This is a genomic window from Lelliottia nimipressuralis, from assembly GCF_004402045.1.
Classification (GTDB): domain Bacteria; phylum Pseudomonadota; class Gammaproteobacteria; order Enterobacterales; family Enterobacteriaceae; genus Enterobacter; species Enterobacter chinensis.
In genome coordinates this window covers 147,481-160,242 of sequence record NZ_SOMG01000030.1, presented here as the reverse complement: position 1 = coordinate 160,242, position 12,762 = coordinate 147,481, and the positions used below count along the sequence as shown (strand labels likewise).

16 protein-coding genes are annotated in these 12,762 nt (G+C 51.6%); 7 read left to right on the top strand and 9 right to left on the bottom strand.

Going from position 1 to position 12,762, the window contains the following annotated elements; all coding sequences use genetic code 11:
* The first annotated feature begins 12 nt into the window (after positions 1 to 12).
* Positions 13 to 513, top strand: a complete 501-nt coding sequence (locus E3U32_RS18370; RefSeq protein ID WP_008500735.1) for a YbaK/prolyl-tRNA synthetase associated domain-containing protein — start codon at positions 13 to 15, stop codon at positions 511 to 513.
* A gap of 21 nt (positions 514 to 534) precedes the next feature.
* On the opposite strand, the gene yoaI is transcribed toward E3U32_RS18370, so the two are convergent.
* Positions 535 to 639 (bottom strand): small membrane protein YoaI, encoded by a 105-nt coding sequence (gene yoaI, locus E3U32_RS18365; RefSeq protein WP_134349917.1) that lies wholly within the window; start codon positions 637 to 639, stop codon positions 535 to 537.
* Between the two features lie 145 nt (positions 640 to 784).
* Here yoaI and E3U32_RS18360 point away from each other — a divergent pair, with 145 nt between their 5' ends.
* The gene (locus tag E3U32_RS18360) at positions 785 to 1,231 is read left to right on the top strand and encodes a DUF441 domain-containing protein (protein WP_024908579.1); all 447 of its coding nucleotides are present in this window, start codon (positions 785 to 787) and stop codon (positions 1,229 to 1,231) included.
* On the opposite strand, the gene E3U32_RS18355 is transcribed toward E3U32_RS18360, so the two are convergent.
* Positions 1,215 to 2,006: an AraC family transcriptional regulator gene (locus E3U32_RS18355; RefSeq protein WP_134349916.1), complete on the bottom strand. Its 792-nt coding sequence runs from the start codon at positions 2,004 to 2,006 to the stop codon at positions 1,215 to 1,217. The genes E3U32_RS18360 and E3U32_RS18355 overlap by 17 nt on opposite strands.
* A gap of 99 nt (positions 2,007 to 2,105) precedes the next feature.
* Here E3U32_RS18355 and E3U32_RS18350 point away from each other — a divergent pair, with 99 nt between their 5' ends.
* The gene (locus E3U32_RS18350; RefSeq protein ID WP_134349915.1) at positions 2,106 to 3,293 is read left to right on the top strand and encodes a CynX/NimT family MFS transporter; all 1,188 of its coding nucleotides are present in this window, start codon (positions 2,106 to 2,108) and stop codon (positions 3,291 to 3,293) included.
* A 31-nt stretch (positions 3,294 to 3,324) separates the two neighbouring features.
* Here the strand turns inward: E3U32_RS18350 and E3U32_RS18345 are convergent, their stop codons facing one another.
* Positions 3,325 to 4,032, bottom strand: coding sequence for a CTP synthase C-terminal region-related (seleno)protein (locus E3U32_RS18345; RefSeq protein ID WP_134349914.1), 708 nt, complete (start codon positions 4,030 to 4,032; stop codon positions 3,325 to 3,327).
* A 101-nt stretch (positions 4,033 to 4,133) separates the two neighbouring features.
* Here E3U32_RS18345 and E3U32_RS18340 point away from each other — a divergent pair, with 101 nt between their 5' ends.
* Complete coding sequence (locus tag E3U32_RS18340; RefSeq protein ID WP_134349913.1) at positions 4,134 to 4,478, top strand: DUF488 domain-containing protein; 345 nt, start codon at positions 4,134 to 4,136, stop codon at positions 4,476 to 4,478.
* Here E3U32_RS18340 and E3U32_RS18335 read toward each other — a convergent pair whose 3' ends face one another.
* Together E3U32_RS18335 and E3U32_RS18330 are read right to left on the bottom strand one after the other, a co-directional pair.
* Positions 4,479 to 4,784 (bottom strand): hypothetical protein, encoded by a 306-nt coding sequence (locus E3U32_RS18335; RefSeq protein WP_134349912.1) that lies wholly within the window; start codon positions 4,782 to 4,784, stop codon positions 4,479 to 4,481.
* Positions 4,785 to 4,864: 80 nt separating this feature from the next.
* On the bottom strand, positions 4,865 to 5,119 hold the full coding sequence (locus E3U32_RS18330; RefSeq protein WP_134349911.1) for a putative hemolysin: 255 nt from the start codon (positions 5,117 to 5,119) through the stop codon (positions 4,865 to 4,867).
* A gap of 309 nt (positions 5,120 to 5,428) precedes the next feature.
* Here E3U32_RS18330 and E3U32_RS18325 point away from each other — a divergent pair, with 309 nt between their 5' ends.
* Together E3U32_RS18325 and E3U32_RS18320 are read left to right on the top strand one after the other, a co-directional pair.
* A complete protein-coding gene (locus E3U32_RS18325) occupies positions 5,429 to 6,457 on the top strand; it encodes a sensor domain-containing diguanylate cyclase (protein WP_134350745.1) in 1,029 nt (342 codons plus the stop codon).
* A gap of 45 nt (positions 6,458 to 6,502) precedes the next feature.
* On the top strand, positions 6,503 to 6,601 hold the full coding sequence (locus E3U32_RS18320) for a YoaK family small membrane protein (RefSeq protein ID WP_014883431.1): 99 nt from the start codon (positions 6,503 to 6,505) through the stop codon (positions 6,599 to 6,601).
* A 131-nt stretch (positions 6,602 to 6,732) separates the two neighbouring features.
* Here E3U32_RS18320 and E3U32_RS18315 read toward each other — a convergent pair whose 3' ends face one another.
* The 3 genes from E3U32_RS18315 to E3U32_RS18305 form a co-directional block, all read right to left on the bottom strand.
* Complete coding sequence (locus E3U32_RS18315; RefSeq protein WP_047348918.1) at positions 6,733 to 6,981, bottom strand: GlsB/YeaQ/YmgE family stress response membrane protein; 249 nt, start codon at positions 6,979 to 6,981, stop codon at positions 6,733 to 6,735.
* Between the two features lie 284 nt (positions 6,982 to 7,265).
* Positions 7,266 to 8,750: a sensor domain-containing diguanylate cyclase gene (locus tag E3U32_RS18310; protein ID WP_435659350.1), complete on the bottom strand. Its 1,485-nt coding sequence runs from the start codon at positions 8,748 to 8,750 to the stop codon at positions 7,266 to 7,268.
* A 167-nt stretch (positions 8,751 to 8,917) separates the two neighbouring features.
* Positions 8,918 to 10,438, bottom strand: a complete 1,521-nt coding sequence (locus E3U32_RS18305; protein WP_134349910.1) for an EAL domain-containing protein — start codon at positions 10,436 to 10,438, stop codon at positions 8,918 to 8,920.
* Between the two features lie 236 nt (positions 10,439 to 10,674).
* On the opposite strand from E3U32_RS18305, the gene E3U32_RS18300 reads away from it, so the two are divergent.
* The gene (locus E3U32_RS18300) at positions 10,675 to 12,174 is read left to right on the top strand and encodes an EAL domain-containing protein (protein WP_134349909.1); all 1,500 of its coding nucleotides are present in this window, start codon (positions 10,675 to 10,677) and stop codon (positions 12,172 to 12,174) included.
* A gap of 290 nt (positions 12,175 to 12,464) precedes the next feature.
* Here the strand turns inward: E3U32_RS18300 and E3U32_RS18295 are convergent, their stop codons facing one another.
* On the bottom strand, positions 12,465 to 12,710 hold the full coding sequence (locus E3U32_RS18295; RefSeq protein ID WP_134349908.1) for a DUF2543 family protein: 246 nt from the start codon (positions 12,708 to 12,710) through the stop codon (positions 12,465 to 12,467).
* Positions 12,711 to 12,762 lie beyond the last annotated feature (52 nt).

Sequence of the window (12,762 nt, the reverse complement as noted above, 5' to 3'; positions counted from 1 at the left end):
GGGAAAATCGTTATGACTGACGACGTTATTGGAACAGGGACCCACCAGCAACTGATTACCTTACTCACCGAGCAGGGCGCACGCTTTCGCGTCATGGAGCACGAGGCGGTCGGGAAGTGCGAAGCGGTGAGTGAAATTCGCGGGACCGACCTGCGGCAAGGTGCAAAAGCCCTGGTCTGCAAAGTGAAGGGTAATGGCGTAAAAAAACACGTGCTGGCGATCCTGGCCGCCGATCTGCAGGCCGATCTCAGCCAGCTTGCCAGCCATTTTGGTGGGCTAAAAGCCTCTCTCGCCAGCCCGGCCGAAGTCGATGCCCTGACCGCCTGCGTTTTCGGCGCTATCCCGCCCTTTAGCTTCCATCCTGATTTGGCGCTGGTTGCCGACCCGCTGCTGTTTGAGCGCTTTGACGAAATCGCGTTTAACGCCGGCCTGCTGGAGAAATCCGTGATTATGGATACCCAGGACTACCTGCGCATCGCCCGTCCCGAGCTTGTGACATTCCATAAAGCGTAACCGCGATGACGGGCGTTTCTGTCAGCCCTTTCTATCCAGAAACAGCACGGAGGCGACGAGAATAACGGCTATAGCGAAAAACGATGAGGAGATAATCAGCGTTTCAACAAACATGTGATCGTTCATGACGGCGACCCCTTTTGCGGTATCTGCCTTTGTTTTAATCCGTGTAAATGACAAGGTTATGACAGCGATAAAATCTTTTTAAAACTGTCCTGCGCCGTTTTTCCGCGTACAGTAATCAGGTTGATTATTTTGGCAAGGATTCCCTATGTTTGACCCTACTCTGCTCATTCTTCTGGCACTCGCCGCGCTCGGCTTTGTCAGCCATAACACCACCGTCGCCATCTCGATTCTGGTGCTGATTATTGTTCGCGTGACCCCGTTAAATACCTTTTTCCCGTGGATAGAAAAACAAGGCCTCACCATCGGGATCATCATTTTAACCATTGGGGTAATGGCGCCCATCGCCAGCGGCACGCTTCCCGCCTCAACGCTGCTGCACTCGTTTGTAAACTGGAAATCGCTGGTGGCGATCGCGGTGGGGATTTTCGTCTCGTGGCTGGGCGGACGCGGCGTGACGCTAATGAGCAGCCAGCCCTCGCTGGTGGCGGGTCTGCTGGTGGGTACCGTGCTGGGTGTCGCACTCTTTCGCGGCGTTCCGGTGGGCCCGCTGATTGCGGCAGGCCTTGTCTCTCTGTTTATTGGGAAGTCGTAGTCAGGCTGGCCATATAACGCGCCGGTGTCTGACCCAGCCCCTTCTTGAACATGGTGATAAACGCGGTGGTAGAGTCATAACCCAGTGACTGTGCCACCTGCTGTACCGATTTCCCACCAATCAAATGCTGTAGCGCCACAATCAGCTGCAGCTGGTGCCGCCAGCGGCGAAAGCTTAAGCCGGTCTCTTTCACCACCAGCCGTGCCAGGTTGCGTTCGCTCATGGCAAAGTGGCTCGCCCACTGCGCCAGCGTCTGCCAGGCCGCGGGCTCTTCCGCCATTTTTTCGCTCATCAGCCGGATTTTTGGATGGGGCGAGACGGGCAACTGCAGATGCTCCTGGCGCTGGATCGGCAGCTCGTCAAACAGGACGTCCACCAGGCGCGATGTCGCCGCAAGAGAGAGCTGTTCACGCGATTTTTCCGCGAGCGATAAAATCAGTTCCCGCACCAGGGGGGAGATTTTCAGGGTGCAGCAGCGCTCGGGCAAGCTGGCAGCTCCCGGTTCAATGAACAAAAAGCAGAGCTGCGCACCCGGCGTAGCCCTGTTGCTGTGCGGCATTTGGCCGGGGATCCAGACGGCGTACTGGGGCGGTACCATCAGCATGGCATTTTCCACTTCACAGGTGATCGCACCGCCAAGGGCCAGAATCAGCTGCCCCTTACGGTGATGATGCCGGGGAATATATTGTTCCTCCGTCACCACGCGGATGCGAAATGCGACGGCCGCATCATGTTGGCTATCAGGATCGTAGCCGTCCAGTCCAAGACCAATCATCAGGTTGTCCGATATTAGCGATAAACTGTCATTTTAGCCTGATTTCAACCGCTGAGAAAATCGGTATTGTGTGCGCTCGCTTGAACGTATGAGAACATAATGACTACTGCTATTCGCACTTCAGGAAAACACGGCGCGCTGCTGATTGCAGGTATCCTGATGATGGCCACAACGCTTCGCGTCACCTTTACCGGGGCAGCCCCGCTGCTCGATACTATTCGTCTTGATTATGGCTTAAGCACGGCGCAAACCGGTCTGCTGACCACCCTGCCTCTGCTGGCCTTCGCCCTTGTCTCGCCGCTCGCCGCCGGGGTGGCCCGGCGTGTCGGCATGGAGCGCAGCCTGTTTATTGCCCTGCTGCTGATTTGCGTCGGAATTGCCGTGCGCTCCCTGCCTTCCGCCGCCCTGCTTTTCATTGGAACGACGGTCATCGGCTGCGGTATAGCGCTGGGGAATGTGCTGTTACCGGGATTAATTAAACGCGACTTTCCGGGTCAGGTGGCGAAACTCACCGGAGCCTATTCCCTGACGATGGGCGTGTCGGCGGCGCTCGGTTCGGCGCTGATTGTTCCCCTGGCGCAGGGCGCGGCGGGCTGGCATGGCGCACTGCTGATGCTGATGGTGTTTCCGCTGGTCGCGCTGCTGCTCTGGCTGCCACAGTGGCGACAGAAGCACGTCGCGACGGTAACGGGCGCTGGCGCGCTGCATAATCGCGCGATCTGGCGCTCGGCCCTTGCCTGGCAGGTGACGCTCTTTTTGGGAATTAACTCTCTGATTTACTACGTGATCATCGGCTGGCTACCGGCAATATTGCTCAGCCACGGCTATAGCGAAGCGCAGGCCGGCTCGATGCACGGTCTGTTACAGCTGGCTACGGCCGTGCCGGGGCTTGCCGTTCCACTGATCCTCCACCGTCTGAAGGATCAGCGGGCGATAGCCGGCGCGGTGGCGCTGATGTGCGCGATAAGCGCGGCGGGGTTGTGGTTTATGCCTGACCTGGCGGTGATGTGGACGCTGGTGTTTGGCTTTGGCTCCGGGGCAACGATGATCCTCGGCCTGACGTTCATCGGCCTGCGCGCCAGCTCTGCACACCAGGCTGCGGCGTTGTCCGGAATGGCGCAGTCGATTGGCTACCTGCTCGCCGCCTGCGGTCCCCCGCTGATGGGGAAAATTCACGATACCGCAGGAGACTGGCAAATCCCACTTCTGGGCTGCGCGCTGGCCGCCATGATAATGGCCATCTGCGGCGTGTTAGCCGGGCGAGACCGGGAGATCGCGCCCCGTTAAATCCAGAGGCAGACCATCGGGTCTGCCTTTTTTACCCGCGCGCCGCGCGTAGCATCGCCTGCACCAGCACGACCGGACGTCCTTCCAGCGCGGCACGCTCATGCTGGAATAAGGTGATCACAAAGAATGGATGCGTAACCAGTTCCGCGGCACGAATTTCTCCCTGGTCGTCCCAGCCCGTAACATGCATATCACCGCTTTCCAGCGCCTGTGCAAACGCCGGCGACACGCCATAGTTACAGTGATACCCCTCTTTAATTTCCGACCTGCCGTAGGCTTTCGCAATCAGCGTATTATTACGCAGCTCAATCGCATCGGTTTTTTCCACCAGCGAGCAGGTCAGCGGCGCAATCACCATGGTGCCTTCGGTATCCGTCTCAGCATGTGCCGCATCGCTCCAGCCCAACACATTACGGGCATACTCAATCAACGCATGCTGGAACCCACCGCAGGTACCAAGGAATGGAATGCTGTTTTCACGGGCGTAGCGCGCGGCGATAAAAGCGGCTTCCGTGTTTTTATAGGGGCTTGCAGGAACCAGCCAGATAGCATCGTAGCCCACCAGATCCTCAGGGCTTGTCAGCTCCGTGGTAGCAAGCCAGTCGTAATCGGCGGTGAGGTCAAGGACTGCGGCGGCGTCGTCAATAGCCAGCGGGATCGCCTGATGCGCAATAACATTGGGATTGTAATCGCCCACCAGCGCAATGCGCAGCGTCGATTTAACCGGGAGGTGTTCCATGAAAGGTTCCTTATGCCAGAGAATTATCAGATAACATAAGGAACCTCAGACTACCGATCTTCTGCAATTATCACAATACCTTAAATTGGGAGGGTGGAATTATGATTCAATGCAAACGCGTATACGAACAGGCAGGTCCGGGCGACGGCTATCGGGTTCTGGTGGACAAACTGTGGCCACGCGGGGTTAAAAAAACAGACCTCGCGTATGATGAATGGTGTAAAGCGCTCACACCTTCGAATGAATTACGCAAGGCCTTTCACAGCGAAACCATTGATTTTTCAGCCTTCAGTCAGGCCTATCGTGAAGAGCTGGCGCGGCATGCGGACGAAGGAATGCGCCTGGCGGCACTGGCAAAAAAGCAGACCGTCACCCTGCTCTACGGCGCAAAAAACACGGAGCAAAATCACGCCCTGGTTTTAGCCGACTGGCTGCGCCATCTGTAATCAGCCGATCGTCAACTCATCCACGATTTGCGGCGCTTCATCCGGGGTGAGCGGCATCAGATGTTCGGGGCGAACAAACGCAAAGCCGTGCTGATTGTCGAAGGCGTAGACATCACCCGTCACCAGCCAAAGCGCGCGGTCTGCGGTAGCGGGTAACTGCGTCATTACGCCATTGACCGGGTTAACGAAACGCATTCCAGGCTGGCAAAGGCCAAACAGCTCAACAGATTTACCAATATTGCGACGGCCAGACGCCGTACGGGCACCCACGATCATCGCCATGCTGCCCGGTTTAAGCTGAAACATACTTCTCTCACGATAACGGTAGCCAGGAACTGGCTAAGAATAATCCTAAAGAGAAGTGTATCGCAGACAATATTACTTTGTCACCTGGTGGGTTGCGGATGATCGCGACGATAGAGCGTCCATTCATCGATCACTTCACCACCCGGTAATTTGCACTCGGTACGGACGCCCTGCGGGCTTTGAACCGGGATCTGTTCCCCGCCTTTCTCCAGGCAGTAAACGGAAGCCGGGTTTGCCATACCGATAACGTGTGGCGGTTTCGGCGCATCAGGTGGCGTTGCTTTTGTAGTGCAGGCGACTAAGGGGAAAGCCAGCGCCAGAAGCATAAATCTCATCTCTTTGATCCTTTTGACATCATTACAGACTAAGGGTAACGGGTCACCGCCGCTTTCTCCATGATTTCTCCATTTTAACTGCACTTTTCATCACTACAGTGTGGCATGTTCTCAATATGACCAGAGAACATCATTCCGTAATCAAGATGTCTTTGCCCCGGTCTCAACAACGGGGCCTTTTTTCTCGCTCGCTGCCCTCACCCTGCATATATTAAATTTCCTATATTCATGTTTTACTATGCCCGAAGTCTAAAAACTCAGCATAACATGCAGATGCAGACGTCTTCTGCCTGGGAGTCACTCTACGTCATGTCGGATATTATCCTTGCCCGTGTTTCAGAAACCCTCGCCACTGAACAATCCCTTGAAAGTCTCGTTCGTCAGCTGCTGGAGATGCTGGAGATAGTGACCGACATGGAGTCAACTTACCTCACTAAAGTCGATATCAAAGCCCGGCTGCAGCATATTCTCTATGCCCGCAACAGTAAGCAGATGGAGATCCCCGAGGGGTTGAGCGTTCCGTGGGATGAAACGCTTTGCAAGCGCGCGCTTGATAGCGACACGCTGTTCAGCAACGACGTGCCCGAACGTTGGCCCGAGTGTGAAGCCGCAAAAGCGCTTGGCATTACCACCTACATGAGCATCCCCGTGCATCTTGCCGATGGTTCGCTCTACGGGACGCTCTGTGCCACCAGCACGGCCAGGAAACCGCTCAGCGATCGCGGTGAGCAGGTGCTGAGATTATTCGCCGGTTTGATTGGCCAGTACATCCAGAAAGAGTCGCTGGTTACCCAGCTTCGTGAAGCCAATGCGGCCCTCATTGCGCACTCTTATACCGATGCCCTGACCGGGTTACCCAACCGTCGCGCCCTGTTTGAAGATCTGACGACCCTGTTTTCTCTGGCGCGGCATCTTAAGCGTAACGCCATCATCGCGTTTATCGACCTGGATGATTTCAAACTGATTAACGATCGTTATGGCCACGAAGCGGGCGATCGGTTCCTGATTGAAGTCGGCAAGCGTTTGACGGAAGAAAAACAGCAGGACGATATCATTGGCCGGCTGGGCGGTGATGAGTTTCTGGTGGCTTCGCTGAGCCAGTCCCACAGTGAAGGGGATAAGGCGCAGGTAGCAATGCTCAGAACGCGCCTCAGCGCCTGCATTGCCGGTGAATACTGGCTGGGCAGCGTCAATCTCATCTATCCCGGTGCCAGTCTTGGCGTTATCGAAGTGGACCCAGGCGTAACCGATCCGGACACGGCGTTACGCACCGCAGATATCGCGATGTATCAGGATAAGAAAGGAAAAAGCAAAACACGCTTTCTCACCATGGATTAACCCCGTACACTCTACGGCATGATAGAAACCGAAACAGGTGATGGTATGAGAATAGGGATCCTCTTCCCGGTCGTTATTTTTATAACGGCGGTGGTTTTTTTAGCATGGTTTTTTGTCGGTGGTTACGCGGCTCCAGGGGCATAAATGAGAAAAACGACCCTCATTATGCTGATCGTTGCCATCGCGGCGTTTGCCGGCACGCAGCTTGGATGGTGGTGAACCCGCATTACGTAAAAAGGCCGCCATCTGGCAGCCTTTTTCAACGCTTTTAAGCCTTAGCTTTTGATCTTTCTGTAGATAAACAGAACAACCAGCGCACCGATCACCGCGACGGCGAAACTGCCGAAGTTAAAGCCATCGACCTTGCCAAAACCGAACAGTGTGCTGATCCAGCCGCCGACTACCGCGCCGACAACACCCAGTATTACGGTGACGATAAACCCACCGCCATCTTTGCCCGGCATGATCCACTTCGCCAGAATACCCGCAATAAGCCCAAAGATAATCCAGGATAAAATTCCCATAACTTTCCTCTCTGTATGGTTTTTGTCATTAAATCAACGACACAAAAAGAATAGCACAGGATTTGAGAAAGGAAATTTGTGATAAGCATCACAACGAGAGAGTGCGCAATTATTCATCAACAAAAAGAACGCGGCACATAAACTGTGGGGTTGCATCTTTTGTTGAGAAAGATTATCTTTCTCAACACTGAATAGTTGAGAGAAACACTCAGGTATTCAGTACGACATTGCTCACATTGCTTCCAGTATTTCTTGCCCACTTTCGAGTGGGCTTTTTTTTCCAATCACACCCCGACAAAAGCGTATCGGTTGCGCCCGGCGCGTTTTGCCTGGTAGAGCGCCTGGTCAGCAGCAATAATAATATTCTGCTGGCTGCCCGCGATGTCGACCGCACGTGCTGTGGAAATCCCGACGCTAACCGTCACCCGTCCGAAGGGGCTGAAAGCATGCGCAATTTGCAGCGAGAATACATTGCGAATAATCGTTTGAGCCAGGCGAAGCGCCTCCTGAATATCCGTATCAGGTAATATCAGCGCAAACTCCTCCCCACCATATCGCGCCACTATTTGATTATCACGGGTAAGACTCTCCCTGAGACTGTTTCCGAGCATTGCCAGACACCGGTCCCCTTCAGGATGGCCGTAGTTATCGTTGTATTTCTTGAAGTAGTCCACATCCACAATCAGCATCGAAATCGGCGCGTCATGTGCGGCACACAGAGCGATTTCCGAGAGAATTTTTTCATCAAAGATGCGACGGTTGTACAACCCGGTCAGTGCATCCTCAGAAGCGATAATCTTCAGCGCCTTGTTATCCCTTGTTTTTCTGGATAAGTCGGAATACAGGAAGTATGACGCGACAATGAGTATCGCCGTAAACACGAAAATGAGAACCGCAAGCTGAATCGCCTGCTTGCGCCAGGATGAGAGGGCTTCATCAATACTGACGGCCACGGTGGTGACCAGTCCGTAGCGTTTGTTTTTCTCATAGGCATAAATGCGCTCGATTTTGTCAAACCGGGAGACGGAACTGGCTATCCCAGTATTTTGTACCTTGAGGTATTTTCTGAAGAGAGGTGAATCAGAAACAATCGTGCCGATATAGGTATTTTTAAAAGGATAGCGGACCAGTAACACGCCTGATTGCGTCGTTAAGCCAATCACACCCGAATGACCGATATTAATCTGCCCGTAGAGCGCGAGAAAATTTTCGATACCCAGCGTTACCACCACCACACCATTAAAGGCCCCGGTGTGGGTTTCAAGGCGCCGGCTAATGGTGATAACCCATTTACCATTGGTTCTGCTGACCACGGGCTCACCAATAAAAATCTGCTGACTTTTATTTTCCTTGTGATAGATAAAAAACTCTCTGTCCGAGCCTTTGCGGGGACCGGTAAAAGTTTCGTGCAATGCGGTAAAGATATCGCCCTGAGCATCGTAAACAACCACATTATTAATCTGGGTAAGTAGATTATCCTGATTATTTATCATCCGCTGAATATTGGTCGCCTGCTGCGGCGTCATGCCATAAATTTCGATTATGTCGGAAACGGTAGTAATTAACATTTCACTCTGGCGCATGATCCCCTCAGTGTAGACATCAAGGGTATGGCTCAGGTTAGCGACGCTGGTATTAATTTGCTGGATTGACTGCTGTCTCGACGTGGCAATTTGGACGGCAAGCGACAGAGAGATGATCAATGAGACAATGATGACGGTAATGGTTGTTGTGTAAAAAGTATTTTTCACATGCACGAGCTTTTCCACCTTATCACGCCTGACATCCCTGGCTGACAACTCTTGCCACTGTAACAAAGCTCAGGATAAGAGGAAAATGAATTGCACTTAAGCATACAACACAAGCTCGTCTTTATTTCGTTTTTCACCACCTGGCGACCGGCACTATTCCAGGCCCTCTGCACAGGCAAAAGTTTTTACAGACTTACGGTCTCCCTGGGTTTAGATAAAATGACTTTAATAAAGTCTATATAGGAAACGGGTTTACCAAAATAATAACCCTGCAACAGGGTAATCTCATTACGGTTGAGATACTCCAGCTGCTCCTTCGTTTCTACGCCTTCCGCTACAATGTGCAACGAAAGTTTTTTCGCCAGGTCTATGACACAGTCCAGCAGGATCGTTGAATCCTTCTCCTCTGAAACCCGGCTCACAAAGCTCTTATCGATTTTAATATAGTCAATGGCAAGCGTATTAAGGCACGATAGCCCGGAATAGCCCGTACCAAAATCATCCAGCGCAATGACAAAACCAGCGTTATGAAGCGTGTTGAGGTTTTCCACCAGATGAGGATTATCGATTAACGGTTCACGTTCGGTCACTTCAAGAACCAGTTTAACTTCTTTACCCTGAAACCCTTTTCCGAAGACGTGGCAGTCACCAATGAAAGAAGGTGCATTGATGTGTCTGGCGCTGATGTTCACCCCGATATGAAACCCATCCGGTAACTTAGGCAAAAGCGGCTTAAGCTGAGTCACCACTTTCGCCATCAACCCTTTGGTCAGCGGAATAATTAAACCGCTACGTTCGGCAATCGGAATAAAGACATCCGGCGGGATAAAGCCTAATCCTGGATGCTTCCATCTTGCCAGTACTTCAACGCCATACAACCCGCCGGTATCACCGTTTACGATCGGCTGGTAATAAGGAACGATCTCCCCTTGCAAAATGGCCTTACGCAGATCGTCTTCAAATGAGGTACTTTTCCCCTTGTAACGGTGGATCAAAATGCCCACCGTCACGGATAACGCGAGAATAAGCAGTATCAGACTCCATCCCTGGTGCAGCAGCCGCGTCAGGCTAAAAAAGGCAGGAGGCTGCCAGGCCAGACTAAAGGGGAAATGCGGTGATGCCGTTAGCGACCCTGTCCACGAAGCAGCTTTCCAGCCGGTGACATCGCCGTTGCGCACAAGCATTCTTTCGCCAACAACTAACCTCAGGTCAACGCTGTTGGATGCGTTCGCAATAACGTCCTGCAAATGTGCGTCACTAACGCTGACAATGACGCGCCCTCCCACAATGGGCATCTGGAATATGAGTACCGGAATACCGTTCACCAGTCGATTGCCGGGTAACAGCATCAATTTTTCGTCAGGTAACGTCTCCGGATGAATAATTAATACGCCATTCCCTGGAAGAGAAGTACAGATGATTTTACCCTGCTGCTGGATCATGATGGCGCGCAGATGCGGTTTTAGCGCTGCTTCTGTCCCCAGCGCCAGCTGTCCGCTACTGGTACACCCTTGAGCCGCAACGTGTTTCGCCGTGTTGGCCGCACTGGTGGCTTCAGCAAGAATATTTTCTATTTTTTGGGTGCTTGCCGTGGCGGTGTGAATATTATTAGCTTTCGCCATCTGCCATAACTGCCAGTTAATAATCAGGATGCCGCTCAGAAAGAGAAACAGGGCACTGAGAATGGGGATCATCACGTTGCGCACGATGTTTTCCTTAATAGAAAAAACAAGCATGGAGGATCTGGAAGAAGCGACTGTGGCTAACCCGGCGTTGCTTATAGCAATGAAAAAAGCTTAGCTGAGATTTGTCTTAAAAAACTGATGCTTTCGTATGAGTTAGTCTGTCTGAATGTGCTCACCTGCCGTGACTATCAGGCTTGTACCTTGCCCTGGCTGTGTTAAGATTTGTGAAATCAGGGAGCGAACAGGATAACCGGGAAATGAAAAAACTCATTGCCGTTGCTATTGTTTCAACGCTTCTGGTCATCCTGTCTCTTTATGCCGTCAATGCTGTTATCGTGGCTCAGCAGAAGAGCAAACAGCTAGAAATATCCCATACACTTTTACATTATTCAGAAGACCTGTCCCAAAGCGTGGCGCTGGCACTCAAAAGCATTACTACGCAGGGATGTGATAAAGCCAGCCTTGATAGCTACAGACAACTAACGCTTAATAACCATTATTTCGACGATATCGGTTTTATCGAGAAGGGAAAAATAGTCTGTACTGCGTTTTGGGGGAAACTTGCCACGCCCGTTGCGCTTCCTGCAGAACTGCATAAAACGCCGAGAGGCTTTCTCCTGGCGCAGTTTTCCAGAAAAGATTTTTTCACAGGTAATGCGGCTGTTTATAATAATATTATTATCTTCACCTCCCGCTATGCTTACGATAAATTCACCCCTGTTACCGCAAGCTATTCTCTGAGTGCCACCACCAAAGACTTCGGCAGAGTCTTTTTTTCGACCACCCCTGAGTTAAAAGAGCAGAGCTGGCTGCATTCGGCGTTGTTTACCCTTACTCTGACGCAGTGCAGCGCCTTCTGGGACCTGTGCGTCATCGTGAAGCATCACGACGCAGGACTGGCCTCGTTACCCCCGTTTATCTTTACGTTTCTCACGGTCATTCTCTATTTTATCTGGGTCGCGATAACGTTATTTATCTTCCGTATCTATGAAGATCGTTTCTCTCTGGAACGCACGCTGATTAAAGCCGTCATAACGAATACCATCAGCGTTAACTACCAGCCCATTATCCGCATTCACGATCAAAAAATCGTAGGTGTAGAAGTTCTGTCGAGATGGCGCGATCAAAAACACGGTGACGTCTCTCCGGAGCTGTTTATCCCATTAATTAAGAAGATCGGTCTGTATAAAAAATATTATGGCAATATTATCGGAAAATCCCTTGCAGAAATTGCCCCGCTGGCGATTAAACATCAGCTGGTAGTCTCAATTAATGTTGGGCGAAAGGAAATTGAAGATGGGCAGTTCATTAACATTTTGCGTCGTGAATGTTTAGTCAATCACCTTCCTCTTTCCCTGATGAAGGTCGAACTTTCTGAGAAAGCCGTTTCCACGGCAGATATCCTCGAGGAATTCTGTCAGGAACTCAAATCGCTCGGCGTTAAAATATCAATAGATGATTTTGGCGTGCAAAATTCGAACCTCGCCCGCCTGTCACTGCTTGAATATGATGAAATCAAAATCGATAAGTCGCTGGTGGATGGTATCAGCGAGCATTATAAGCAAAACATCTTTGCAATCTTTAGCGATGCCCTCGCAAAATTGAATAAAACGCTTGTTTTCGAGGGGGTGGAAAATGAAATTCAATATCGCTTTATTGCGAGCAGATATCCCGATGCGCTGATTCAGGGATGGTATTTTTCAAAAGCACTCACCCGGAGTGAGCTGGCGAAGCGACTCACCGGTGTCGCACCGTAACCATAACCCGGCGTGCTCGTATTTTTTCTGCCTGGGCGTTTCCATTTTTTACGTAAAAACATATAGTCGTCACAATCAGACGGTAGATTACCCCGAAGCACACTCTTATTTTGGTTAAAAACGTGAAATTATCCTTACTATTCCCAGTGGTACTCTTTTGTCTGACCGTTATTTTCGCGCTGTTTATCGACGCCCCCGCTTCACATATTCTGCGGAAAAAATGCATGTGGTCCGATAGCGTGATGCTGAGCTGTATCGCAAAGCATCAGCATAATGGTTTTTGAGGCAGGCTATTCATTTCCCCACTGATTGAGGAAATTCGCAACATCATCAATGCGACCCGCACGGATCCCGGCCTCAGTTGCCATCTCTTGCTGGGCTTCCTCGCTGATCTCCTCATTATTCGCTAGACGGGTGAGCAGCAGCTGGAAATAGTGTGCCAGCGCGTCGCGCTCTGACTCTCCGACCTGCTCTGCAGCTTCCGTCGTGTATTCATCGGCAATGTCATAATATTTCAGTGGGATATCGTTGTTCATCACAGTCTCGTCTCTAACCTGTATGGGTAAAGTCATGAGTATATCGGACGCC

Bases quoted from the DNA above. Each gene is read 5' to 3' on its own strand.
- E3U32_RS18335 (WP_134349912.1), bottom strand. From the start codon at position 4,784: ATGTTTCAGCTTAAACCGGGCAGCATGGCGATGATCGTGGGTGCCCGT.
- E3U32_RS18325 (WP_134350745.1), top strand. From the start codon at position 5,429: ATGTCGGATATTATCCTTGCCCGTGTTTCAGAAACCCTCGCCACTGAA.
- yoaI (WP_134349917.1), bottom strand. From the start codon at position 639: ATGAACGATCACATGTTTGTTGAAACGCTGATTATCTCCTCATCGTTT.
- E3U32_RS18330 (WP_134349911.1), bottom strand. From the start codon at position 5,119: ATGAGATTTATGCTTCTGGCGCTGGCTTTCCCCTTAGTCGCCTGCACT.
- E3U32_RS18360 (WP_024908579.1), top strand. From the start codon at position 785: ATGTTTGACCCTACTCTGCTCATTCTTCTGGCACTCGCCGCGCTCGGC.
- E3U32_RS18370 (WP_008500735.1), top strand. From the start codon at position 13: ATGACTGACGACGTTATTGGAACAGGGACCCACCAGCAACTGATTACC.
- E3U32_RS18315 (WP_047348918.1), bottom strand. From the start codon at position 6,981: ATGGGAATTTTATCCTGGATTATCTTTGGGCTTATTGCGGGTATTCTG.
- E3U32_RS18340 (WP_134349913.1), top strand. From the start codon at position 4,134: ATGATTCAATGCAAACGCGTATACGAACAGGCAGGTCCGGGCGACGGC.
- E3U32_RS18300 (WP_134349909.1), top strand. From the start codon at position 10,675: ATGAAAAAACTCATTGCCGTTGCTATTGTTTCAACGCTTCTGGTCATC.
- E3U32_RS18345 (WP_134349914.1), bottom strand. From the start codon at position 4,032: ATGGAACACCTCCCGGTTAAATCGACGCTGCGCATTGCGCTGGTGGGC.
- E3U32_RS18295 (WP_134349908.1), bottom strand. From the start codon at position 12,710: ATGAACAACGATATCCCACTGAAATATTATGACATTGCCGATGAATAC.
- E3U32_RS18355 (WP_134349916.1), bottom strand. From the start codon at position 2,006: ATGATTGGTCTTGGACTGGACGGCTACGATCCTGATAGCCAACATGAT.
- E3U32_RS18320 (WP_014883431.1), top strand. From the start codon at position 6,503: ATGAGAATAGGGATCCTCTTCCCGGTCGTTATTTTTATAACGGCGGTG.
- E3U32_RS18350 (WP_134349915.1), top strand. From the start codon at position 2,106: ATGACTACTGCTATTCGCACTTCAGGAAAACACGGCGCGCTGCTGATT.